19 protein-coding genes are annotated in these 23005 nt (G+C 73.2%); 10 read left to right on the forward strand and 9 right to left on the reverse strand.

The genetic code is table 11. The features are described 5' to 3' along the window. The first annotated feature begins 42 nt into the window (after positions 1-42). Together AB0C17_RS20715 and AB0C17_RS20720 are read left to right on the forward strand one after the other, a co-directional pair. Entirely contained in the window at positions 43-1749 is a 1707-nt protein-coding gene (locus AB0C17_RS20715; protein WP_357479913.1) for an ABC transporter ATP-binding protein, read from the forward strand. Continuing rightward, complete coding sequence (locus tag AB0C17_RS20720; protein ID WP_357479916.1) at positions 1746-3515, forward strand: ABC transporter ATP-binding protein; 1770 nt, start codon at positions 1746-1748, stop codon at positions 3513-3515. The genes AB0C17_RS20715 and AB0C17_RS20720 overlap by 4 nt, the downstream gene beginning before the upstream one ends. Before the next feature lie 51 nt (positions 3516-3566). Here the strand turns inward: AB0C17_RS20720 and AB0C17_RS20725 are convergent, their stop codons facing one another. The 7 genes from AB0C17_RS20725 to AB0C17_RS20755 form a co-directional block, all read right to left on the reverse strand. Continuing rightward, a complete protein-coding gene (locus AB0C17_RS20725) occupies positions 3567-4304 on the reverse strand; it encodes a DUF4142 domain-containing protein (protein ID WP_357471960.1) in 738 nt (245 codons plus the stop codon). A gap of 100 nt (positions 4305-4404) precedes the next feature. Further along, a complete protein-coding gene (locus AB0C17_RS20730; RefSeq protein ID WP_357479919.1) occupies positions 4405-5580 on the reverse strand; it encodes an ROK family protein in 1176 nt (391 codons plus the stop codon). Positions 5581-5608: 28 nt separating this feature from the next. Beyond that, the gene (locus AB0C17_RS20735; RefSeq protein WP_357471966.1) at positions 5609-6868 is read right to left on the reverse strand and encodes an ABC transporter permease; all 1260 of its coding nucleotides are present in this window, start codon (positions 6866-6868) and stop codon (positions 5609-5611) included. Then, a complete protein-coding gene (locus tag AB0C17_RS20740) occupies positions 6865-7674 on the reverse strand; it encodes an ATP-binding cassette domain-containing protein (protein ID WP_357389065.1) in 810 nt (269 codons plus the stop codon). Before AB0C17_RS20740 ends, AB0C17_RS20735 begins: the two co-directional genes overlap by 4 nt. A gap of 109 nt (positions 7675-7783) precedes the next feature. Then, positions 7784-8887, reverse strand: coding sequence for a substrate-binding domain-containing protein (locus AB0C17_RS20745; protein WP_357389067.1), 1104 nt, complete (start codon positions 8885-8887; stop codon positions 7784-7786). Positions 8888-9090: 203 nt separating this feature from the next. Further along, positions 9091-9570 carry a Cys-tRNA(Pro) deacylase gene (ybaK, locus tag AB0C17_RS20750; RefSeq protein ID WP_357389069.1) on the reverse strand — a complete coding sequence of 160 codons (480 nt, stop codon included), beginning with the start codon at positions 9568-9570 and terminating at the stop codon, positions 9091-9093. Between the two features lie 54 nt (positions 9571-9624). Next, positions 9625-10857: a methyltransferase domain-containing protein gene (locus AB0C17_RS20755; RefSeq protein WP_357479922.1), complete on the reverse strand. Its 1233-nt coding sequence runs from the start codon at positions 10855-10857 to the stop codon at positions 9625-9627. 254 nt (positions 10858-11111) lie between these two features. Between AB0C17_RS20755 and groES the strand changes: the two genes are divergently transcribed. From groES to AB0C17_RS20770, 3 genes are all read left to right on the forward strand, one after another. Next, positions 11112-11426, forward strand: a complete 315-nt coding sequence (groES, locus tag AB0C17_RS20760; protein WP_018222648.1) for a co-chaperone GroES — start codon at positions 11112-11114, stop codon at positions 11424-11426. A gap of 70 nt (positions 11427-11496) precedes the next feature. After that, complete coding sequence (groL, locus tag AB0C17_RS20765) at positions 11497-13140, forward strand: chaperonin GroEL (protein ID WP_318335674.1); 1644 nt, start codon at positions 11497-11499, stop codon at positions 13138-13140. A 123-nt stretch (positions 13141-13263) separates the two neighbouring features. Then, positions 13264-14991, forward strand: coding sequence for a molybdopterin-dependent oxidoreductase (locus AB0C17_RS20770; protein ID WP_357479925.1), 1728 nt, complete (start codon positions 13264-13266; stop codon positions 14989-14991). 185 nt (positions 14992-15176) lie between these two features. Here AB0C17_RS20770 and AB0C17_RS20775 read toward each other — a convergent pair whose 3' ends face one another. After that, complete coding sequence (locus tag AB0C17_RS20775) at positions 15177-15560, reverse strand: WhiB family transcriptional regulator (RefSeq protein ID WP_357388882.1); 384 nt, start codon at positions 15558-15560, stop codon at positions 15177-15179. A 252-nt stretch (positions 15561-15812) separates the two neighbouring features. Between AB0C17_RS20775 and AB0C17_RS20780 the strand changes: the two genes are divergently transcribed. Beyond that, positions 15813-16631: a response regulator transcription factor gene (locus AB0C17_RS20780; protein WP_357479928.1), complete on the forward strand. Its 819-nt coding sequence runs from the start codon at positions 15813-15815 to the stop codon at positions 16629-16631. Positions 16632-16649: 18 nt separating this feature from the next. On the opposite strand, the gene AB0C17_RS20785 is transcribed toward AB0C17_RS20780, so the two are convergent. After that, positions 16650-17054, reverse strand: a complete 405-nt coding sequence (locus AB0C17_RS20785) for a DUF5319 domain-containing protein (RefSeq protein WP_357471978.1) — start codon at positions 17052-17054, stop codon at positions 16650-16652. 197 nt (positions 17055-17251) lie between these two features. On the opposite strand from AB0C17_RS20785, the gene guaB reads away from it, so the two are divergent. The 4 genes from guaB to AB0C17_RS20805 all read left to right on the forward strand — a co-directional run bounded on the left by guaB (position 17252) and on the right by AB0C17_RS20805 (position 23005). After that, entirely contained in the window at positions 17252-18814 is a 1563-nt protein-coding gene (gene guaB, locus AB0C17_RS20790; protein ID WP_357388876.1) for an IMP dehydrogenase, read from the forward strand. Between the two features lie 31 nt (positions 18815-18845). Beyond that, the gene (locus AB0C17_RS20795; RefSeq protein WP_357388874.1) at positions 18846-19964 is read left to right on the forward strand and encodes a GuaB3 family IMP dehydrogenase-related protein; all 1119 of its coding nucleotides are present in this window, start codon (positions 18846-18848) and stop codon (positions 19962-19964) included. Positions 19965-20061: 97 nt separating this feature from the next. Continuing rightward, positions 20062-21456 carry a M1 family metallopeptidase gene (locus AB0C17_RS20800; RefSeq protein WP_357479931.1) on the forward strand — a complete coding sequence of 465 codons (1395 nt, stop codon included), beginning with the start codon at positions 20062-20064 and terminating at the stop codon, positions 21454-21456. A 91-nt stretch (positions 21457-21547) separates the two neighbouring features. Further along, positions 21548-23005, forward strand: a complete 1458-nt coding sequence (locus AB0C17_RS20805; RefSeq protein ID WP_357479934.1) for a M1 family metallopeptidase — start codon at positions 21548-21550, stop codon at positions 23003-23005.

The following is a 23005-nucleotide window of genomic DNA, read 5'->3' on the forward strand; positions in this document are numbered from 1 at the left end:
GGTTGGCGCCCGGGCCGTCCCGGCACCTAGCGTCGGTGGGTCATGCGCTTCTCACCGGCCGGTGATCCCGGCACCCCCGACGCGCGGTCGGCCACCCGGTATCTCGTGTGGCTCGCCGGGCAGCACCCCGTCTTCTTCGGCGCCGGTCTCGCGCTCGGCGTGATCTGGATGCTGGCCCAGGCGCTGGTGCCGGCCGTGCTCGGCCGCGCCGTGGAGGCCGGCCTGGCCCAACGCGATCCGGACGCGCTGGTGCGCTGGAGTCTGGTCCTGCTCGGGCTGGGCCTGGTGCAGGCCGTCGCCGGGATCCTGCGCCACCGCTGCGCGGTGCACAACTGGCTCGGCGCCGCCTACCGCACGGTGCAGGTCACAGTGGACGCCACCAACCGGCTCGGCGCCGCGCTGCCCCGGCGGGTCGCGGCCGGCGAGGTGGTGAGCATCGGCACCGCCGACATCGAGCACATCGGCAGCGCCATCGACATCACCGCCCGGGGCGTCGGCTCGGTGGTCGGCATCGTCACCGTCGCGGTGATCCTGCTCAGCGCCTCCCCGGCGCTCGGTCTCGTGGTGGTGCTCGGGGTGCCACTGCTGATGGCGCTCGTGGCGTTGCTGATCCGCCCGTTGCACAGGCAGCAGGCCGCGTACCGGGACTCCACCGGCCGGCTCACCGCCCGGGCCGCGGACATCGTCTCCGGCCTGCGCGTGCTGCGCGGTGTCGGCGGCGAGCCGGTGCTCTCCGAGCGCTACCGGCAACGGTCGCAGGCGTTGCGCGCGGACGGGCTGCGGGTGGCCCGCGTCGAGTCGCTGTTGCAGGCCGCGCAGATCCTGCTGCCCGGCGTCTTCGTGGTGCTGGTGACCTGGCTGGGCGCCCGGTTCGCGCTGCGCGGCGAGATCAGCGCCGGCGAGCTGGTCTCGTTCTACGGCTACACCGCGTTCCTGGTCAGCCCGCTGCGCAACCTGACCGAGGCGGCCGACAAGCTGACCCGCGGGCACGTGGCGGCCCGCCGGGTGGTCCGGTTGCTGCGGCTCGCGCCGGAGTTCACCGACCCGGCCACCCCGGTGCCGGTGCCGGCCGGGCCGGGCGAGCTGGCGGACGTTCGGTCCGGGCTGGTGTTGCGACCGGGCCGGCTCACCGCGCTGGCCGCCGCCACCCCGCAGGACGCCACCGAGATCGCCGACCGCCTCGGCCGGTACGCCGACGGGGACGTCACGCTGCACGGCGTACCGCTGCGGGAGGTGGCGCTGGCGACGGTGCGCGAGCGGATCCTGGTGGCCGACAACGACGCGCAGCTGTTCAGCGGCGTGCTGCGCACGGAGCTGGACCCGCACGACCGGGCCGGGCCCGGGGTGGTGGAGGCGGCGCTGGCCGCGGCGAGCGCCACCGACATCGTCGAGGCGCTGCCCGGCGGCCTGGACAGCGAGGTGGCCGAACGCGGCCGGGAGTTCTCCGGCGGGCAGCGGCAACGCCTGCGGCTGGCCCGCGCGCTCGTCGCCGACCCGGAGACGTTGATCCTGGTCGAGCCGACCAGTGCGGTGGACGCGCACACCGAGGCGCGCGTCGCCGAACGGCTCGGCGCGGCCCGCCACGGCCGCACCACGCTCGTCTGCACCACGAGCCCACTGGTGCTCGGTCACGCCGACCACGTCGTCTTCGTGGAGGACGGCAAGGTCGTCGCCGAGGGCCGGCACGAGGAACTGCTCGCCACCGAGCCGCGCTACGCCGCCACGGTGAGCCGGGAGGAAGACCGATGAGCAACGCGCTGCCCGTCGCCGACGGCGCCCAGGTCCGCCGGTACGCGCGGGAGCTGATCCGCCGTCACCCGCGCGGCCTGGCCGCCGTGCTCGGCCTGCACGCGCTCGCCGCCGGGGCCGGGCTCGTCACCCCGCGCCTGCTCGGTGACCTGGTGCAGGGGATCTCCCAGGGCATCGCCGCGACGACCGTGGACCGGGTCGTGGCGGCGATCGCCGCGTTCGTGGTGGTGCAGGCGGTGCTGGTCCGCTTCGCGCACCTGGCCTCCGCCCGGCTCGGTGAGCGGGTGCTCGCCGAGCTGCGGGAGGAGTTCGTCGACCGGGTGCTCGCGCTGCCGCTCGCCACAGTGGAGCGGGCCGGCACCGGGGACCTGCTCACCCGCACCTCGCGGGACGTCGCCGCGCTGTCCCGCACGGTCCGGTTCGCCGGGCCGGAGACGCTCATCGCGGCGCTCACAGTGCTGCTGATCCTCGGTGCGCTGGTGCTGACCGGCCCGCTGCTGGCGCTGCCCAGCCTGCTGTCGGTGCCGGTGCTGTGGGCCGGCACGCGCTGGTACCTGCGCCGCGCGCCGCAGGGCTACCTGCGGGAGAACGCCGCCTACTCGGACATCACCGACGGGATCAGCGAGACGGTCGAGGGGGCGCGGACCACCGAGGCGTTGCGGCAGGCGGCCCGCCGCCGGGCTCGCGGCGACGCGGACATCCGCCGGTCGTACGCGGCCGAGCGTTACACGCTCTACCTGCGGACCGTGTTCTGGCCGGTGGCCGAGTTCGGCTACCTGGTGCCGATGGTGGCGACCCTGCTCATCGGCGGCTGGTTCCACCTGAAGGGCTGGGCCACCCTCGGCCAGGTCACCGCAGCCACGCTCTACGCCCAGCAGCTCACCGACCCGATCGAGCGGCTGCTCGGCTGGCTGGACGAGTTCCAGGTCGGCGGCGCGTCGCTGGCCCGGCTGCTCGGGGTGGCCGCCGAGCCGGACGAGCGCGCCAAGGCATTCGCCACGCCGGACGAGCGCGCCGCCGCTCCGGGCAGTGCGGGCGGCGCGGGCCGGCTCGCCGCGCACGACGTCCGGTACGCGTACCGCCCGGGGCACGACGTGCTGCACGGCGTGACGCTGGAACCCCGGCCGGGGGAGCGGCTGGCGATGGTCGGCCCGTCCGGTGCGGGCAAGTCGACGCTGGGCCGGCTGCTGGCGGGTGTGCACGCGCCGAGCGCCGGCGCGGTGACGGTGGACGGCCGTCCGCTCGCCGGCATGCCCCTGGCCGAGCTGCGTACCCACGTCGCGCTGGTCAGTCAGGAGCACCACGTGTTCATCGGCACGCTCGCCGACAACGTGGCGATGGTCCGGCCGGACGCCGACCCGGCGCGGGTACGCGCGGCGCTGGCCGCCGTCGACGCGCTGGACTGGGCGCTGGCTCTGCCGGACGGGCTGGACACGCCGGTCGGCGCGGACGGCCACCCGCTCACCCCCGCGCAGGCGCAGCAGCTCGCGCTGGCCCGGCTGGTGCTCGCCGACCCGCACACGCTGGTGCTGGACGAGGCCACCTCGCTGATCGACCCGCGGGCGGCCCGGGCCCTGGAACGGTCGCTGTCGGCGGTGCTGCACGGCCGTACCGTCATCGCCATCGCGCACCGGCTCTTCTCCGCGCACGACGCGGACCGCGTGGCGGTTGTCGCCGACGGCCGGATCACCGAGCTGGGCTCACACGACGAACTGGTCGCGGCCGGTGGCTCGTACGCCGCGCTGTGGCGGTCCTGGCACGGCTGAGGACGCGCGACGGGCCCCGGCGGACGTGCCGGGGCCCGTTCGGCGGCCGGTTCAGGAGCGGCGGGCCAGCCGCCAGGTCGCGTACCCGCCGGTGCCGAGCGCGACCAGGAACACCGCCCACACCACCCCGGTGCCGACCTGGAGCCCACCGCCGCTGCCCACGTTGGCCTGGGCGGCGGCGACGAGCGAGTCGCTCTGCGCGGGCGGCAGCGCGGCCGGCGGCAACTGCTGCCAGCGCACCAGCCCGGTGCTCTCCAGCATGGTCATGTGGTCGTTGACGAACGTGTTGGCGTCCTCGGCCAGCTTGCGCACGATCGGGTCGCGGGTGCTGGCCCGGACCGCGCCGATCACCGGGAAGATCTTGCCGTGGGCGACCCGCAGCCGGGTGACGAAGATCTGGTCGAACCGGGCGCCGGTGGCGTTCTGCATCTCGGTCAGCCACCCCTTCTGCTCGGCCGTCGGATCCGTCGGCAGGGTGGCGCCGAGCTTGTTGGCCGCCTCGACCACCAGCTGGTCCAGCTGCGCGTGCTGCTTGGCGATCTCCGCGCCGACCTCGCGTACCCGGGCGGACTGGCCCTTCTCGGCCGCCATCTGCCCGGCCGGCATCTCCCACAACCCGGCCAGCCGTACGCCGTTGAGCAGCGTCATGTCGGCGGCGTTCATCTGCACGCCGGGGTTGGGCGCGGCCTGCGCCGTCCCGGGAACGACGCCGATCCCCGCGCCCAGCGCGGCGAGCAGCAGTACCACCCGGTGCGCCAGCTTGCGGCGTGCGGATTCCAGCGATGCCATGGTTGCGGTGCCTCCTCGGTCCGGACCGGTACGCGGGGTGTGGTGGACGGCCGCGCAAGCCGGCCGCCCGTCCGCACACTGGTACGGATCGGCGGGCCGATCAGTTCAGCGGGTCGGCGAGGAGTCGTTCGAACGCCAGCTCGGCGGCGCCGATCAGCGCCGCGTCGTCACCGAGCTTCGGGGTACGCAGCCGCACGTGTTCCAGGCACGCGGGCAGCCCGTTGGAGTTGAGCCGGCTGCGCACCTGCGCGGCGGAGGCCAGGTAGAGGTCGCGCATGGTGCCGCCGAAGATCACCATCTCCGGGTTGAAGATGTTCACCAGGTTCGCCACGCCGAAGCCGAGCCAGTCGCCGGCCTGCCGTACCGCGGTCTGGGCGCGGGCGTCGCCCCGGTCGGCCGCGTCGAAGAGGGCGAGCAGGGCGTCCCGGCCGCGCGCCTCGGACCGGCCGGCGGCGCGCAGCAGCCCGTGCTCGCCGATCGCGGTCTCCCAGCAGCCGCGCCGGCCGCAGTCGCAGCGCACCCCGTCGCGGACCACCACCATGTGGCCGACCTCGCCGCCGTAGCCGCCGTGCCCGGTCAGCCGCCGGCCCCCGGCGATGATGCCTGCGCCCACGCCGACGTCGCCGTAGATGTAGATGACGTTGTCGCAGCCGACCGCCGCGCCTCGGGCGTGCTCGGCGTACGCGGCCACGTCGGCCACGTTCCCGACCGTGATCGGTACGTCTATCCCCAGCTCGACGGCGAGCGCCGCACCGATCGGCTCGTCCACCCAGCCGGTGGTCGGGCTGAGCCGGACCAGCCCGTCGTCGCGGCGGACCATGCCGCACACCGCCACCCCGGCGCCCACGCAGACCGCGTCCGGGGGCACCGACTGGTGCATCTCCTTGACCGCGCCGGCGAGCAGCGGGGCGGCCTCCCCGGCGACCAGGCTGCGCGGCCGGTCCATCTCCCGGCGGTCGAGCACCTCACCGCCGAGCCCGACCCGCGCGGCCCGCAGCCGGTCCACCTCGACGCTGTACGCGTACGCGTAGACCCGCTCCGACTCGGGCCGGACGACGAGTGACGGTCGTCCGGCCCGGCCGGTCTCCTTCGGCGTCCCCTCGCTGACCAGACCGGCGCCGGCCAGGTCGGCGGTCAGCGCGCCGATGGTGCTGCGGTTGAGTCCGAGCGCGGTGGTCAGCTCGGCCCGGGTGGTGGCCCCGTGTACGTGCACGTAGCGGAGCAACGCGCCCAGGTTCTGCCGACGGATCTCGTCCTGACTGGGTCCTGCGCGCATTGCCACTGCCATGGTGTCGATGACCGGATCAGCGGGTACCGGTCGCGGCCGAACGTCGCCGGGACAGCGCGTCGACGCCGGCGGCGAGGAGCAGCACCAGGCCGGTGAAGATGAACTTCAGCCCGGAGCTGAGGTCGAGCAGTCCCATACCGTTGATGATGACAGCCACCACCGCGCCACCCAGCACCGCGTTGATCATGCGACCTTTGCCTCCGAAGAGGCTGGTTCCGCCGATGACCGCCGCGCCGACGGCGTAGAGGAGCACGTTGCTGCCACCGGTGTTGGGGTCGACCGAACGGTCTCGGCTGGCGGCGATGATGCCGCCGACCGCGGCCATGCCCGAGCAGATCACGAACGCCGAGATCTTGAGCCGGTCCACGTTGATGCCGGCCCGCCGCGCCGCCTCGGCGTTGCCGCCGACCGCGTAGAGGTGCCGGCCGTAGGCCGTCCGGTTGAGTACGAACGTCCAGAACACCAGCAGGAGCGCGACGATCGGCACGACCACCGGCATGCCCTTGTTCGACGTGATCAGCGGGTTGATGCTGCGCTCCTGGTTGAGCACGTAGACCGCGAGCACGATCAGCAGCGCCAGCCCGCCGATCCGGGCGCCGATCACGGCCGTCGGCTCGGTCACCAGGCCCCGGGAGACCCGGTTGCGGTGGCGCAGCAGCTGGGCGACGGCGTAGCCGACGATCGCGACGGCGGCCAGCAGCCAGCCGACGGCCGGCGAGATGCGGCCGTTCTCGATGCCGACGATCACGTCGTCGCTGATCGAGATGTTGCTGCCCTCCTTCATCAGCAGCAGCACCACGCCCTGGAAGGCGAGGAAGCCGGCCAGCGTCACCACGAAGGACGGGATTCCCACTTTCGCGACCAGGAACCCGAGGATCAGGCCGATCAGCACGCCGGTGAGCAGGGCCGCGAGGACGGCGACGTACCACGGGTAACCGAGCACGCTGACCACGTTCGCCAGGATTCCGGCGCAGACGCCGCTGGCGAAGCCGGCGGAGAGGTCGATCTCGCCGAGCAGGAGCACGAAGATCAGCCCCATGGCGATCACGGTGACCGCCGCGCCCTGGGTGAAGAGGTTGGCGAAGTTCCCCGCGGAGAAGAACACCGGGCGCACGATGGTGAACACCACACAGAGCACGACGAGGCCGCTGACCGCGGGCAGGGCGCCCAGGTCGCCGCCGCGTACCCGGGCGAGGTAGTTGCGGACGTGGTCGCCGACGGAGGGTGCGGGCGTGACGGCGGCCGGCCCCTCCTTCTTCACGGCGGTGGCGGTCATCGGAGGGCTCCCGAGGTTGCGTCGGCGGATTCGGTGCCGTTGCCCGGCTCGGTGGTGAGACCGAGGTTGCCGGACCGGCCCGCGGTGATCAGCTCGACCACCTGCGAGTGGGTGATGTCGGTGGTCTTGACCTGGGCGACCATCTGGCCGAGGTAGAGCGCGGCGATCCGGTCGGAGACGGCGAAGACGTCGTTCATGTTGTGCGAGATGAGCACCACGGCCAGGCCGTTGTCGGCCAGCCGGCGGACCAGTTCCAGCACCTGGGCGGTCTGCGCGACGCCGAGCGCGGCGGTCGGCTCGTCCAGGATGACGAGCCGGCTGTTCCAGAGCACGGCCTTGGCGATGGCGACGGTCTGCCGCTGGCCGCCGGAGAGGCTGGCCACGTGCTGGCGCAGCGACTTCACGGTGCGCACGCTCAGTCCGGCGAGCGTCTCGGCGGCCATCTGCTCCATGGTCGGCTCGTCGAGCACGATGCCGCTGCGCTTCTCCCGGCCGAGGAACATGTTCTGCACGATGTCGAGGTTGTCGCAGAGCGCGAGGTCCTGGTAGACCACCTCGATCCCGAGGTCGGCGGCGTCGCGGGGGCTGTTGATGGTCACCGGCCGGCCGTCGAAGAGGAACTCGCCGGCGTCGGTGGGGTGGATACCGCTGATGCACTTGACCAGGGTCGACTTGCCGGCGCCGTTGTCGCCGACGAGGGCGGTCACCTCGCCCGGGTGCGCGGCGAAGGCGACGTCGCGCAGCACCTGGACGGGACCGAAGCTCTTGTCGATCCCGCGTAGCTCCAGCAGGGGGGTTGCGGACACGGGGTTCTCCTTTGGGCGGAGGGAGGTCTCGGATCCCGTCCGGCGCGGGCGCCGCCCGGCACGGGTTCCCCCGTACCGGGCGTCGCTTGAGCCGGGTGGGTCAGCTGGGTCAGCTCACGCCGGCGTCGGTGCAGAGCTTGGCGAAGGCGCCGGTGCAGAGCTCTTCCTTGGTGACGTAGCCGTCGGCCACCACGTCCTTGACGTTGTCCTTGTAGATGGCCTTGGGCTCCAGCAGCACGGACGGGACGTCCCGCTTGCCCTCCGGGTCCTTGACCGTCTGGCCGGTGTCCTTGCGCTCGCCCTTGGCGAGTGCGATGGCCAGGTCGGCGGCGGCGTCCGCCTCCTTCTTGACCGCCTTGTAGACGGTCATGCACTGGTCACCGGCGAGGATGTTCTGCAGGCCCTGGACCGTGGCGTCCTGGCCGGTCACCGGCACCTTGCCGTTGAGCTGGTTCTTCTTCAGTACGGAGATGGCCGCGTTGCCCAGGCCGTCGTTGGCGGCCAGGACGCCGTCGATCTTGCCCTTCTCCTGGGTGAGCATCTGCTCGAAGATCACGCCGGCCTGCGCGTTGTCCCAGTCCGGGACGTTCTGGTCCGGGCCCTTCGTGTACTCACCCGCGTCGAACTTCGGCTTGAGGATCGAGTCGTAGCCGTTCTTGAACAGGGTGGCGTTGTTGTCGGTCTGGGAGCCGTTCAGGTAGGCGATCTTCGGCTTCTGCGCGCCCTTGTCGGTGAGGCACTTGCTCAGTCCCTCGCCCTGGAGCTTGCCGACCGCCTCGTTGTCGAAGCTGACGTAGTACTGGGCCGAGCCGCCCAGCGTCAGCCGGTCGTAGTCGATAGTGGCCACGCCCTGCGACTTGGCCTTCTCCAGCACGGCCTTGCCGGTGCCGGAGTCCAGGTTGACGATCATGAGCGCGGTGACGCCGCTGGTCAGCATGCCGTCGGCGATGGTGGAGAAGGCGGACTTGTCGCCCTGGGCGTTCTGGATCGTGTAGTCGACGCCGGCGGCCTTGAAGGCCGCCTCCAGGTACTTGCGGTCCGCGCCCTCCCAGCGGGCGGAGGACTTGCTGTCCGGCAGGATCACGCCGATCTTCGGCTTCTTGGCGTTGGAGCCGCCGGCCTCGTTCGAGGAGCCGCCGTCGTCGCCGCAGGCGGCCATGCTGCCGGTCGCGAGGAGACCGACGGCCGCGAAGGTGAGGAAGCCCTTGCGCATGTGCAGGGTCCTTTCGGAGGTGGGGGAGTGGTGATGTTTTGTTGTGCCCGGCAACGTATTCCCCGTCACCCATGTGCCGCAAGACTGCCGAGGTCAGAAGTTTGTTGGCGGCGGTAACAATTCAGCAACGCGGTTGTCACCCGCGAGACACCGCCGGGAGGGGTGCGCCGGGAACGCTCCCACACGCACCGTCACGCGCCCGCTCAGACGGCGGCGATCGATGCCGTCGCCGCCCCGGTGAGCGCCACCAGATCCGTCGGCGCGAGCTGCACCTGGAGGCCGCGCCGCCCCGCCGAGACGTACACCGTCGGGTGTGCCAGCGCGGAGGCGTCGATGACCGTCGGTAGCCGCTTGCGCTGCGCGAGCGGACTGATCCCGCCGCGCACGTATCCGGTCGCCCGCTCGGCCACGGCCCGGTCCGCCATCGTCGCCCGCTTGCCGCCGGCCGCGGCGGCGAGCGCCTTCAGGTCCAGCTCACCGGTCACCGGCACCACCGCCACGGTCAGCCCGCCGTCGACCTCGGTGACGAGCGACTTGAACACCCGCTCCGGCGCCACCCCGAGCGCGGCGGCGACGAGCGCGCCGTAGTTCGGCGCGTCCGGCGAGACGTCGTAGGTGTGGGTGCTGTGCGCGATCTTCCGCTTGCTCAGCAACGCGATCGCCGGAGTGCCAGGGCCAGCCACCGGCTCAAGCTAGCCCGGCCGGGGGCCGGGCGCGAGCCGAAACCGCGTGCCGGGTCAGCCGCCGGCCGGAACCGGCCGGCAGACGAGCACTGTGGGGTCGCCCGCGACCCGGGTCAGCGTCAGGCCGGCCGCCTCGTCGCCGGACAGCCGCAGGTCACGGCGCAGCTTCTCCGGCTCCAGCGCCGACCCGCGCTTGCGGATCTCCACCCGGCCGACCCGCCGCTCCCGCAGCAGGGCGCGCAGCCGCTTCAACGAGAACGGCAGCACGTCGGTGATCTCCATACAGCGGGCGAACGGGGTGGGCCGGGCCTCGTCGGCGTACAGGTAGGCGATCGACGGGTCGGCGAGCGTGGCGTCCAGGTCGGTGGCCAGCTCGGCGACCAGGTGGGCGCGGACCACCGCCGGGTCCGGGTCGTACAGGAAGCGCCGGACCGGCCCCACCTCCGCCTCGGCCGCGCCGGTGCCGGTGAGGTGATAGGAAGGGACCCTTTTACTACCGGAGGCGTTAAGAAGGGGCCCTTCCTTCTCGCGCAGCAGGGTGGCTCGGCGGGGGACGCCGGCCAGCTCGCCGCACCAGAGCGCGGCCTCGACCAGGTCGCCGTCCACGCTCACCCACTCCGCCTCGGCGGCGGCCGGGATCAGCGCGTGGTCCAGCCCGGGCGCCACCTTGACCACTGTGCGCGGCACCCGCGCGGCCAGGCCGGTGACGAAGTCCCACGGTGGCGAGTAGGCGTTCGGGTCGAACACGCGCCGCCCGGTGCCGGCCCGCCGCCGCGCCGGATCGCAGAACACGGCGTCGACACCCGTCACGTCGAAGGCCGTGGCGTCGCCGCACTCGACAGTCACCAGGCCGGCGAGCCCGGCCGCCTCGGCGTTCGCGGCGGCCATCGCGGCGGTCAGCGGGTCGGCCTCCACCGCGTACACCCGGATGCCGGCGCGGCCCGCGGCGAGCGCGTCGGCGCCCAGGCCGCACCCCAGGTCGGCGAGCGTGGTCACGCCCGCGGCCCGCAGCCGCGCGGCCCGCCGGTCGGCGACCGCGCGGCGGGTGGCCTGCTCCAGTCCCGCCCGGGTGAGGAACATCCCGGCGGCGGCCGGGCCGAACTTGCCCGCCGCCCGGCGGCGCAGCTCCGCCTGGGTGAGCGCGGCGGCGGCGAGGTCGCCCGGGATCCCGGCCGAGCGCAGCGCGGCCGCCGCCGCCAGCGGGTCGCCGCCGGCCACCCGCCCGGCCGCGGCGAGCGCCGCCGACCCCTCGGGGGTACGCAGCACGGCGAGCTGGTCGAGATCCACGCGCCCATTCTCCCGGGCCGGTTCCGGCGCGACACGGAGGGCGACGCGTTGGCACTCTCCTTGACGGAGTGCTAGCCGAGGAATAACCTGCGATTAGCACTCTCACCCTGAGGGTGCCAACGCCCGAGCCTCGTGCCCGGGGGTTGAGCGCCAGGCGGACCGGCACCCGCGACGACGGCCCCGCCCGGTGGCATGTGGCAGATTGACGCTGGTCGGCGTGCCGGCCGGCAACGACACCAAGTACCCGGGAGGGTATGCCCGTGACTACCGCGACCAAGGTTGCGATCAAGCCGCTCGAGGACCGCATCGTGGTCCAGGCGAACGAGGCCGAGACCACCACCGCCTCGGGCATCGTGATCCCCGACACCGCCAAGGAGAAGCCGCAGGAGGGCACCGTCCTCGCTGTCGGCCCGGGCCGGATCGACGACAAGGGCAACCGCGTGCCGATCGACGTGAAGGTCGGCGACACCGTCCTCTACTCGAAGTACGGCGGCACCGAGGTCAAGTACGCCGGCGAGGAGTACCTGGTGCTCTCCGCCCGCGACGTCCTCGCGGTCATCGAGAAGTAAGCAACCGATCAGTGTCGTTGCCCCGGTCCGGCTCGCCGGGCCGGGGCAACGTCGCTTCGAAGGGATACTGATGGCGAAGATCCTCAGCTTCTCGGACGATGCCCGGCACCTGCTCGAGCACGGTGTCAACGCCCTCGCGGACGCGGTGAAGGTCACCCTCGGCCCGCGCGGGCGCAACGTCGTCCTGGACAAGAAGTTCGGTGCGCCCACGATCACCAACGACGGCGTGACCATCGCCAAGGAGATCGAGCTCACCAACCCGTACGAGAACCTCGGCGCGCAGCTGGTCAAGGAGGTGGCGACCAAGACCAACGACGTCGCCGGCGACGGGACCACCACCGCCACCGTGCTGGCCCAGGCCATGGTCCGCGAGGGCCTGCGCAACGTGGCCGCCGGCACCAACCCGACCGGCCTGAAGCGGGGCATCGACGCGGCGGCCGCCAAGGTCTCCGAGGCGCTGCTCGGCAAGGCCGTCGAGGTCTCCAGCAAGGAGTCGATCGCGCACGTCGCCACCGTCTCCGCGCAGGACGCCGCGATCGGCGAGCTGATCGCCGAGGCGATGGAGAAGGTCGGCCGCGACGGCGTCATCACCGTCGAGGAGGGCTCCGCGCTCACCACCGAGCTGGAGGTGACCGAGGGTCTCCAGTTCGACAAGGGCTTCATCTCCCCGAACTTCGTCACCGACCTGGAGGCGCAGGAGGCGGTCCTGGAGGACCCGTACATCCTGATCACCACCCAGAAGATCTCGGCGATCGAGGAGCTGCTGCCGCTGCTGGAGAAGGTCCTCCAGAACAACAAGCCGCTGCTCATCGTCGCCGAGGACGTCGAGGGCCAGGCCCTGTCGACGCTCGTGGTCAACGCGCTGCGCAAGACCGTCAAGGTCTGCGCGGTCAAGGCCCCCGGCTTCGGCGACCGCCGCAAGGCGATGCTCCAGGACATGGCGATCCTGACCGGCGCCGAGCTGGTCGCCCCGGAGCTGGGCTACAAGCTCGACCAGGTCGGCCTGGAGGTGCTCGGCACCGCCCGGCGCGTCGTGGTCGACAAGGAGAACACCACAGTCGTCGACGGTGGCGGCCAGGCCGCCGAGGTCGCCGACCGGGTCGCGCAGATCCGCAAGGAGATCGAGGCCTCCGACTCCGAGTGGGACCGGGAGAAGCTGGCCGAGCGGCTGGCGAAGCTCTCCGGCGGCATCGCTGTGATCAAGGTCGGCGCGGCCACCGAGGTCGAGATGAAGGAGCGCAAGCACCGCATCGAGGACGCCATCGCCGCGACCAAGGCCGCGGTCGAGGAGGGCACGGTCCCGGGTGGCGGCGCCGCCCTGGCCCAGATCCTGCCGGCGCTCGACGACGACCTGGGCTTCACCGGTGACGAGAAGGTCGGCGTCTCGATCGTGCGCAAGTCGCTGGTCGAGCCGCTGCGCTGGATCGCCCAGAACGCCGGCCACGACGGCTACGTCGTGGTGCAGAAGGTCGTCGGCCAGGACTGGGGCCACGGCCTCGACGCCGCCACCGGCGAGTACGTCGACCTGGCCAAGTCCGGCATCATCGACCCGGTGAAGGTGACCCGCAACGCGGTCAGCAACGCCGCCTCGATCGCCGGCCTGCTGCTCACCACCGAGAGCCTCGTGGTGGAGAAGCCGGCCGAGCCGGAGCCGGCCGCCGGTGGGCACGGCCACTCGCACGGCCACGGCCACCAGCACGGCCCGGGCTTCTGACCCGAGCAGTACGGCCCGACGTCAGGGCACACCGCCGACAGGTGGTGTGCCCTGACGCGTATGTCCTTACGGAACGCTGACGGAATTGGCAGCCGCACCGGCGGGTCGATCAGACTGGGTGCCGTGAGCACCCTCTCCCGCCGCCGCGCGGCGCTGGCCGGTGTCGTCGCCGCCGTGGTGGCACTCGGCACCGCCGAACCCGTGGCGGTCCTGACCGGTCCCCGGTCCGCTCCGCTCGTCGCCGTCGGCGGACTCGTCGTGGACCTGGTGCCCGAGTCGCTCAAGCAGTTCGCCATCGACGTCTTCGGCACGTACGACAAGATCGCCCTGCTGGTCGGTACGGCGCTGCTGCTGGCCGCCTTCGGGGCGCTGCTCGGCCTGGCGGCGGTCCGGCGCCTGGCGATCGGCCTGGCCGGCATCGCCGCGTTCGCCGTGCTCGGCGTCGCCGCCGCGCTGACCCGAGCCGGCGCGGACGCGTTCGACGCGCTGCCCTCCCTGGTCGGCGGCGGCCTGGGCGCGCTGACCCTCCGGGCGTTCGTGGCCGGTCCGCTGGGCGCCGAACCGGCGGATCGGAAGCGACCGGGACGCGACCGGTCCGACGCCGCGCGACGCGGCCGGGCCGAGACCGGACCGGCGGAACGCGACGGGGGCGAGCCGGCGGAGGGCGACCGGGTACCTGTACCTCGCGCCACGCCGCCGTCCGCGCCGCCTCCGGCGGTCGCCGCGCTCGCCCGCGAAGCAGGGACCCCGGGTGGCTGGGAGCCGGTGCGGCACGACGACGACGCGGAGTCGCGGCGGCGGTTCCTGCGCGGTGCCGGGCTGCTCACCGGCGCGGCTGCGGTGGCCGGGCTGGGCGGGCACTGGCTGGCCGGCCGGCGCGGCGTGTCGGCGGCCCGGGAGGCGGTGACGCTGCCCGCCCCTGCCGCGCCCGCCCCGCCGGTGCCGGCCGGAGCGGACCTGTCGCTGCCCCGGCTCGCGCCGTACGTCACGCCGAACCGCGAGTTCTACCGGATCGACACGGCGCTCGTGGTGCCGCAGGTCGACCCGGTCACCTGGCGGCTGCGCGTCCACGGGCGGGTGCGCAACCCGATCGAGCTGAGCTTCGACGACCTGCTGGCCCGCCCGATGGTGGAGCGGTACGTGACGCTCGCCTGCGTCTCCAACGAGGTGGGCGGCGACCTGATCGGCAACGCGCGCTGGCTCGGCGTACCGATCAGGGAACTGCTCGACGAGGCCGGCCCGGAGGAGGGCGCGGACCAGGTGGTGGGCCGCGCGGTGGACGGCTGGACCTGCGGCACGCCCACCTCGGTGCTGCGCGACGGGCGGGACGCGCTGCTCGCGGTCGGCATGAACGGTGAGCCGCTGCCGGTCCAGCACGGCTTCCCGGTGCGGATGGTGGTGCCCGGCCTCTACGGGTACGTCTCGGCCTGCAAGTGGGTGACCGAGCTGGAGCTGACCAGTTTCGCCGACTACGACGCGTACTGGGTACCGCGCGGCTGGTCGGCGCAGGGCCCGATCAAGACGCAGTCCCGGATCGACACGCCCCGGCCGCGCAGCCGCCCGGCGGCCGGCCCGGTGACAGTTGCCGGTGTGGCGTGGGCGCAGCACCGCGGCATCGGCCGCGTCGAGGTACGCGTGGACGGCGGCCCCTGGCAGGAGGCGACGCTGGCGCCGGCGGTGTCTGCGGACACCTGGGTGCAGTGGTCCTGGCGGTGGGACGCGACGCCGGGGGAGCACACGCTCCAGGTGCGGGCGAGTGACTCGACCGGTGAGACCCAGACGGAGCAGCGCGCCCCGGTCGCCCCGGACGGCGCGACCGGCTGGCACACCGTCAAGGTCACGGTCACCTGACCACCGTTGCCCCGCCCTCGAAAGAGATCTTGGAAGGAAATGGCCCTCATAGGGGCCCGAATCTTCCAAGATCTACGGGTGTCTTGACGTGAGAGACGCGCTTGAGGCGGGCGGGCTGCCGGGCGGGGCGAGACGACGCCGCGCCCCGGGGTCCGGGGCGCGGCGTCGGGGGATCGTGATCCGGGTCAGGCGACCTTGCGCTGGTCCGGCACGGCGGTGTTGTGCGGCCGGCCGAGGCGAGCCTCCAGCCGGGGGATGTCCACCTTGGTCTGGCGGCGGTCGGCCAGGTCCTCCCAGCCGAGCGCGAGCAGCCGCAGCCGCTCCGACTCGCTGAACCCGCCCCAGACGCCGTACGGCTCGCGGACGGAGAGCGCGTGGGCGGCGCACTCGGCGCGTACCGGGCAGGCGCGGCAGACGGACTTCGCGCCCATCTCGCGGCGCATCCGGGAGGAGCCGCGCTCGCCGTCCGGGTGGAAGAACTGCGCGCTGTCGCGGCCACGGCAGGCCCCGAGCCGCTGCCAGTCCCAGAGCTCGTCGATCGGTCCAGGCAGCCTACGTACGTTCGACATCAGCACCCCTCCTCCCGCGCGGCACCGCGGAGAATGTTCGTGGCCAGCTACCGGGCGGCGGTCCGCGCGGGATGCCGGTTCCGGATGAACCCCTCGGTACCCGAGCGGTCCGCGCCTCACACATCTGTGATCGAAAAGCTCGGACAGTCGGCGTCATATGCCCCATCTGTCGGAAAAGTTCGGATGATTGCCCGGAACCCCCTCCCGAGCCCACCTCCGCATGGTCTGCTCTGAGTCGGAGAGGAGACCACTGTGCGTAGTGTTCTTGTGTGCGTTCGGACACCATTGGCGGCCCAGCATCTGACCTCCGCGGCGGCGCGGCTCGGGCTGTCCGGCGTCGTCCGGACGGCCGTCTCCGATCCGGAGGTGATGCTGCGGCTCGCCGAGCGTCCGGTGGACGTGGTGCTCGCCGACACCGCGCTGACCCGCCCGGACAGCGCCGGCTTCGTCAGGCGGGTGCTCGCTCGCGCCCCGCAGGCGGCGGTGCTGCTGCTCGGCGCCGAGGAGTCGGAGTCGGCGGCGGCCACCATCAGCGCCGGAGCGCGGGGTCTGATCCAGAACGCCGACCACGACCTGACCAGCGCGGTGGCCAAGGCGCTGCTGCTGCTCTCCGCCCCCGGCCGGAGCAACAGGCACCGGGTGGCGGACACCGCCCGGGACGCGGCGGCGGTGGGCGGCCCGACCCGGTCGGCGGCGCCGGGGCGTACCCCGGGTGGGCCCGGCTGGCCGGCGACGGCGCCGGTGGACGCGGCGGGCCTGCCCACCGTGGTGCCCGTGCAACGGGGTGAGGACCCGGACGACCCCGCGGCGGCCGACGGCGCGGACGCGTCCCGGCCGGGTGCGGCCCAGCGGCCGGCGCGGACGCCGCGCAGCGCGATCGGGCTCACCGAGCGGGAGCTTCAGGTGCTGCTTGGCATGGCCGAGGGCAAGAGCAACGCGGAGATCGGGCGGGAGCTGTTCGTCTCCGAGGACACGGTCAAGACGCACGCCCGGCGGCTGTTCCGCAAGCTCGGCGCGCGCGACCGGGCGCACGCCGTGGCCGCCGGCTTCCGGGCCGGCCTGGTGGCCTGACCGCCCGGACGGCGGCGCTCAGCCCTCGGTGGACTCGTCGGTGCCCTCGGTGAGCGTGTCGTGCACGCCGTCGGCGTAGCCACGGGCGTAGTCCCAGCTCACGTAGTGATCCGGATCCGGGTCGTAGGCCGGCTCGTGCACCCGGGGACGCCCGGAGTTGAGCAGGTGGCGCAGGTTGCCGCGGAGCAGGTCCCAGTCGAAGTAGTGCGGCTCGCGGCAGTCCTCGCACTCGATCACCAGGCCGCGCACGCCGATCGGCTGGAGCAACGCCTGGTAGATCTCCAGATCGGCGAGATCCTCCAGCACGTCCTGGCGCTCGACCTCGGTCAGCGGGTCGAGCGCGTCGTCGTCGCCGGGATCGTGCAGGCCGGCAGCCGGATCGGCCGGGTCGCCGTTGAACGGGTCGATGGGCTCGTCGTGCACCCCCTCACCGTAGACCCCGAGCCGCCGGAAAGCCCGCCCCAGCCCGTGCTGTGGCCCGGCCTACCCTGGGGCCCGCCGCTGCCCGGGCCGGGACGGGTAGGTGGGTACGATGAGGCGACGCGCCGTCACCAGGCGCCTGCCGGTGCCCCCGCGCGCCGCCTCGCTGCAGCCCGTTCGACCAGCTCAGGGGAGCAATCGTGGAGAATTCGCCCAGCACCGAGATCCCGGCCGGCACCGACGGCGGGGAGCTGGGTGGCCATCTGCCCGAGCTGCCGGCCGGTTCGGCCCGGGTGGTGCCGCTCGGGCTGACCTTCGACGACGTGCTGCTCCAGCCGGGCGAGTCGGACGTCGTGCCCAGCCGCGTCAACACCCGCACCCGCCTCACCCGCAACATCGAGCTGACCGTGCCGCTGCTGTCCAGCGCGATGGACACGGTCACCGAGGCGCGGATGGCCATCGCCATGGCCCGCCAGGGCGGCATCGGCGTGCTGCACCGCAACCTCTCGGTCGACGACCAGGCGCTCCAGGTCGACCTGGTGAAGCGTTCCGAGTCCGGCATGATCACCAACCCGGTGACCGCCAGCCCGGACGACACGCTGCGCGAGGTCGACGCGCTCTGCGGGCGCTACCGCATCTCCGGCGTCCCGGTGGTGGACGGGGAGGGCCAGCTCGTCGGCATCGTCACCAACCGCGACATGCGGTTCGTCTCCGACCCGGCCACGCCGGTGCGCGAGATCATGACCCGTACGCCGCTGATCACCGCCCCGGTCGGCGTGAGCAAGGACGACGCGCTCGGCCTGCTGCGCCAGCACAAGATCGAGAAGCTGCCGATCGTGGACGCGGGCGGCAAGCTTCGCGGCCTGATCACGGTGAAGGACTTCACCAAGAGCGAGCAGTACCCGAACGCCACCAAGGACGACGCGGGCCGGCTGCGGGTCGCCGCCGCGGTGGGCGTGGGTGAGGACGGCTACAAGCGGGCCCGCGCGCTCGTCGACGCCGGTGTGGACGTGGTCATCGTGGACACCGCGCACGGCCACCAGCGCGCCGTGCTGGAGATGGTCGCCCGGCTCAAGCGGGACGTGAGCATCGACATCGTGGGCGGCAACATCGCCACGTACGCGGGCGCGAAGGCGCTCGTCGAGGCCGGCGCCGACGGTGTGAAGGTGGGCGTCGGCCCGGGCGCCATCTGCACCACCCGGATCGTGGCCGGAGTGGGCGTACCGCAGATCACCGCGATCATGGAGGCGGCCCGCGCCGCCCGCCCGGCCGGCGTGCCGGTGATCGGCGACGGCGGCATCCAATACTCCGGCGACATCGCCAAGGCGCTCGTCGCCGGCGCGGACACGGTGATGCTCGGCAGCCTGCTCGCAGGCTGCGAGGAGAGCCCCGGCGAGCTGATCTTCATCAACGGCAAGCAGTACAAGGCGTACCGGGGGATGGGCTCGCTCGGCGCGATGCAGTCGCGCGGCCAGGCCAAGTCCTACTCCAAGGACCGCTACTTCCAGCAGGACGTGCTCGCCGAGGACAAGCTTGTCCCGGAGGGCGTCGAGGGCCAGGTGCCCTACCGGGGGCCGCTGTCCGCCGTCGCCCACCAGCTCACCGGCGGGCTGCGCGCCGCGATGGGGTACGTCGGCGCGGAGAGCATCCCGGAGCTGCACCGGCGTGGCCAGCTCATCCGGATCACCGCGGCCGGGCTCAAGGAGAGCCACCCGCACGACATCCAGATGACCGTCGAGGCGCCCAACTACCACTCCCGCTGACCCACCACCCCCAAACCACCTGGAGTCCCCCATGCGTGACGTGGTCGAGATCGGGCTGGGCAAGACCGCGCAGCGCGGTTACCACCTGGACGACATCGCCATCGTGCCGAGCCGCCGCACCCGGGACGTCGACGACGTCTCCACCGGGTGGCAGCTCGACGCGTACCAGTTCGGCATCCCGTGCGTCGCGCACCCCTCGGACGCGACCATGAGCCCCGCCTCGGCGGTCCGGCTCGGCCAGCTCGGCGGCCTCGGCGTCCTGAACGTCGAGGGCCTCTGGACCCGGTACGAGAACCCGGCGAAGATCCTGGAGGAGCTGGCCGGTCTCGGCGAGGACGCGCGGGCGACCAAGCGCCTCCAGGAGGTCTACGCCGAGCCGATCCGCCCCGACCTGATCGCCGAGCGGGTGCGTGAGCTGCGTGAGGGCGGCAGCACGGTGGCGGTGCGGGTCTCCCCGCAGCACACCCTGGCGCTCGCCCCGGTGATCCTCGACGCCGGGGTGGACATCCTGGTCATCCAGGGCACGCTCGTCTCGGCCGAGCACGTCTCCACCACCGACGAGCCGCTGAACCTCAAGGAGTTCATCGCCGACCTGGACCTGCCTGTCGTCGTCGGCGGCTGCACCGACTACAAGACCGCGCTGCACCTGATGCGTACCGGCGCGGCCGGCGTGATCGTGGGCATCGGCGGCGACGACTGGTCGACCACCGAGTCGGTGCTCGGCATCCGGGTGCCGATGGCCACCGCGATCGCCGACGCCGCCGCGGCCCGCCGCGACTACCTGGACGAGACCGGCGGCCGGTACGTGCACCTGATCGCCGACGGCGACATGCAGACCTCCGGCGACATCGCGAAGGCGCTCGGCTGCGGCGCGGACGCGGTGATGCTCGGCGAGCCGCTGTCGCTCTGCGAGGAGGCCCCGGCCGGCGGTGCCTGGTGGCACTCCGCGGCCAGCCACCCGTCGCTGCCCCGTGGCGCGTTCGAGGTGGCCGGCGAGCCGCTCGGCTCGATGGAGAAGCTGCTGTTCGGCCCGGCCGACGAGCCGGACGGCCAGCTCAACCTCTTCGGCGGCCTGCGCCGCGCGATGGCCAAGTGCGGCTACCGCGACCTGAAGGAGTTCCAGAAGGTCGGGCTGGTCCTCGACCGCTGAGCACCATCGAGCACCACTGAGCACCGCGCGGCGGCGCGGGCGGCGGCGCGGACGTGTTCCGGCCCTGCCCGCGCCGTCGCGCGTCTAGGCTCGCCGGGTGAGACGCGGGCGGGTCTGGGCGGCGGGGCTGGCGGCGGCGCTCGCGCTGAGCGGGTGCACCGGGGGTGGCGACGAGGGCGGGTTCCGGCCGGGCGCGGCGGACGCCGGTGACCCGTACGTGCCGGGGGCCGGCAACGGCGGCTACGACGTCGGCCACTACGCGCTGGACGTGCGCTACGACCCGGCAGGCGACAAGCTCACCGGCACCGCCACGCTGACCGTCACCGCCACCCGGGCGCTGTCCCGGTTCCAGCTCGACCTGGCCGGGCTCGGCGTCGAGCGGGTGCGGGTGGACGGCGAGGCGGCGAAGCACCGCCACGACGGCGCCGAGCTGATCGTGACTCCGCCGCGCGGGCTGCCGTCGGGCAAGCGGTTCACCGTCGAGGTGACGTACGGCGGGGTGCCGCAGCCGCTGCCGAACGCCGAACTCGGTGACGGCGGCTTCCACGCCACACCGGACGGCGCGATAGCGCTCGGCCAGCCGGAGTCGGCGAGCACCTGGTACCCGGTGAACGACCACCCGTCGGACAAGGCCACCTACGACCTCGCGGTCACCGTGCCGGACGGCCTCGCCGCGCTGTCCAACGGCGTGCCGGCGGGCCGGACGTCCAGCGGCGGCTGGACCACCTGGCGCTGGTCGGAGCGCGCGCCGATGGCCAGCTACCTGAGCACGCTGGTGATCGGCGACTACCGGGTCAGCAGCGGCACCCACGCCGGGAAGCCGCTCGTCACCGCCGTCGCCGCGAGCCTGCCCGCCGACGGGCCGGCCGCCGCGTCGGTGGCCCGCACCGGTGAGGTCGCCGACTTCCTGGCCGAGCGCTTCGGCCCGTACCCGTTCGAGGCGTACGGCGGCGTGGTGGTCGCCGACGAACGCATCAGGTACGCGCTGGAGACGCAGAGCCGGCCGGTCTACGGGCCGGCGTTCTTCCGCGACGGCCTGCCGAACACCGAGGTGGTCGCGCACGAGCTGGCGCACCAGTGGTTCGGCGACAGCGTCTCGGTGGCCCGGTGGAGCGACATCTGGCTCAACGAGGGCTTCGCCACGTACGCCGAATGGCTCTGGGATGAGCACGACGGCGGGCGGACCGTGGCGCAGACGGTGACCGAGCGCTACGCGGCCACCGACTGGTCCAAGCCCACAGTCGACCCGGGCCCGGCCGGGATGTTCGGCGACGCGGTCTACCAGCGCGGTGCGCTCGCCGTGCACGCGCTGCGCCGCGCGGTGGGCGACGAGACGTTCTACCGGGTGCTGCGCGGCTGGCTGGCGCAGCACCGCGACGGCAACGTCACCACCGCCGACTTCGTCGGGTACGCCGAACGCACGTCCGGGCGGCCGTTGCGGGCGCTGCTCGACGCCTGGCTGGTCGGTGGCACGCCGCCGGGACTGCCGTGACGAACGCGTGACCGCCGCTGGGTAGGCTGCCGCGGTCGGAGCGGCCCGTGGGCGGGGGCCGCCGAACGGGCCCCCGGGAGGGATCGAGGCGATGACGCGGCGCGGCGCACGACGACGGCTCGGGTTGCTGGTCTGCGGCACGGTGCTGGTGGCCGGCTGCGGTTCGGCCGAGCCGGACCCGGGTCCCGCGACCCCGGCCGGCCCCGCGCCGGCGACCTCGCGCAGCTTCGCGCCGGGCGGGGCCGGCGCCGGCGATCCGAACTTCCCGAGCTACGGCAACGGCGGGTACGACGTCGCGCACTACACGGTGAAGGTGCGTTACGACCCGGAGACGGACAAGCTGAGCGGCACCACCACGCTTCGGGCCACCGCGACCGCCGACCTGTCCGCGTTCAACCTGGACCTGGCCGGGCTGACCGTCCGGTCGGTGACAGTGGACGGCGCCGCCGCCCGGCACAGCCGTACCGCCGACGAGCTGGTGGTCACCCCGGCCGTCGGGCTGACCTCCGGAAACGGGTTCACCGCCGAGATCCGGTACGACGGCCGGCCGGAGGCGCTGCGCACCGAGTCGCTGGGCGAGGGCGGCTGGCTGCACACCGCCGACGGGGCGATCGCGCTCGGGCAGCCGGAGTCGGCGAGCACCTGGTTCCCGGTCAACGACCACCCGTCGGACAAGGCCACATACGACATGGAGATCACCGTCCCGAAGGGACTGACGGCGATCTCCAACGGCGTGCCGAAGGGGAGGACGACAAGCGGCGACTGGACCACCTGGAAGTGGTCGGAGACCGCGCCGACGGCCAGTTACCTGACCATGGTGGCGATCGGGAAGTTCCGGATCACCACCGCGCGGCACAAGGGGCGGCCGGTCTACAGCGCGGTCACCACGCAGGTGGCGCAGGGCGCGCCGGACCGGTCCATCGCGCGCACCGTCGAGGTCGCCGACTACCTGGAGAGCGTCTTCGGGCCGTACCCGTTCGAGGCGTACGGCGGCGTGGTGATCGCCGACGAGCGCATCCGGTACGCGCTGGAGACGCAGAGCCGTCCGGTCTACTCGGCCACCTTCTTCCGGCAGGGCGACAACACCGGCGTGGTCGCGCACGAGCTGGCCCACCAGTGGTACGGCAACAGCGTGTCGATCCAGCGCTGGCAGGACATCTGGCTCAACGAGGGGCTGGCCACGTACGCCGAGTGGCTGTGGGCCGAGCACGTCGGCTCGACCACCGTGCAGCGCACGTTCGAGCAGAAGTACGCGAACGCCGGCGGGCCGGTGTGGCGTACGCCGCCGGGCAAGCCGGGAGTGGCCGGCCTGTTCAGCAGCTCGGTCTACGACCGGGGCGGGATGACAGTGCACGCGCTGCGGGTGGCGGTGGGCGACGTGGCGTTCTTCGCCGTCCTGCGCACCTGGGCGGCGGAGCGGAAGAACGGCAACGCCACCACCGCCGACTTCGTGGCGCTGGCCGAGCGGATCTCCGGCAAGAAGCTGGCCAAGGTCTTCGACCCGTGGCTGTACGGCACCGAGCGTCCGCCCGCCCCGAAGCCGCTGTAG

The organism is Micromonospora sp. NPDC048887 (assembly GCF_040649715.1).
Classification (GTDB): Bacteria; Actinomycetota; Actinomycetes; order Mycobacteriales; family Micromonosporaceae; genus Micromonospora.

What these genes read in the sequence shown, in the direction of transcription:
- AB0C17_RS20730 (WP_357479919.1), bottom strand. Translation starts at nt 5,580, where the DNA reads ATGCGCGCAGGACCCAGTCAGGACGAGATCCGTCGGCAGAACCTGGGC.
- AB0C17_RS20715 (WP_357479913.1), top strand. Translation starts at nt 43, where the DNA reads ATGCGCTTCTCACCGGCCGGTGATCCCGGCACCCCCGACGCGCGGTCG.
- groL (WP_318335674.1), top strand. Translation starts at nt 11,497, where the DNA reads ATGGCGAAGATCCTCAGCTTCTCGGACGATGCCCGGCACCTGCTCGAG.
- AB0C17_RS20735 (WP_357471966.1), bottom strand. Translation starts at nt 6,868, where the DNA reads ATGACCGCCACCGCCGTGAAGAAGGAGGGGCCGGCCGCCGTCACGCCC.
- AB0C17_RS20775 (WP_357388882.1), bottom strand. Translation starts at nt 15,560, where the DNA reads ATGTCGAACGTACGTAGGCTGCCTGGACCGATCGACGAGCTCTGGGAC.
- AB0C17_RS20795 (WP_357388874.1), top strand. Translation starts at nt 18,846, where the DNA reads ATGCGTGACGTGGTCGAGATCGGGCTGGGCAAGACCGCGCAGCGCGGT.
- AB0C17_RS20720 (WP_357479916.1), top strand. Translation starts at nt 1,746, where the DNA reads ATGAGCAACGCGCTGCCCGTCGCCGACGGCGCCCAGGTCCGCCGGTAC.
- groES (WP_018222648.1), top strand. Translation starts at nt 11,112, where the DNA reads ATGCCCGTGACTACCGCGACCAAGGTTGCGATCAAGCCGCTCGAGGAC.
- AB0C17_RS20805 (WP_357479934.1), top strand. Translation starts at nt 21,548, where the DNA reads ATGACGCGGCGCGGCGCACGACGACGGCTCGGGTTGCTGGTCTGCGGC.
- AB0C17_RS20725 (WP_357471960.1), bottom strand. Translation starts at nt 4,304, where the DNA reads ATGGCATCGCTGGAATCCGCACGCCGCAAGCTGGCGCACCGGGTGGTA.
- AB0C17_RS20745 (WP_357389067.1), bottom strand. Translation starts at nt 8,887, where the DNA reads ATGCGCAAGGGCTTCCTCACCTTCGCGGCCGTCGGTCTCCTCGCGACC.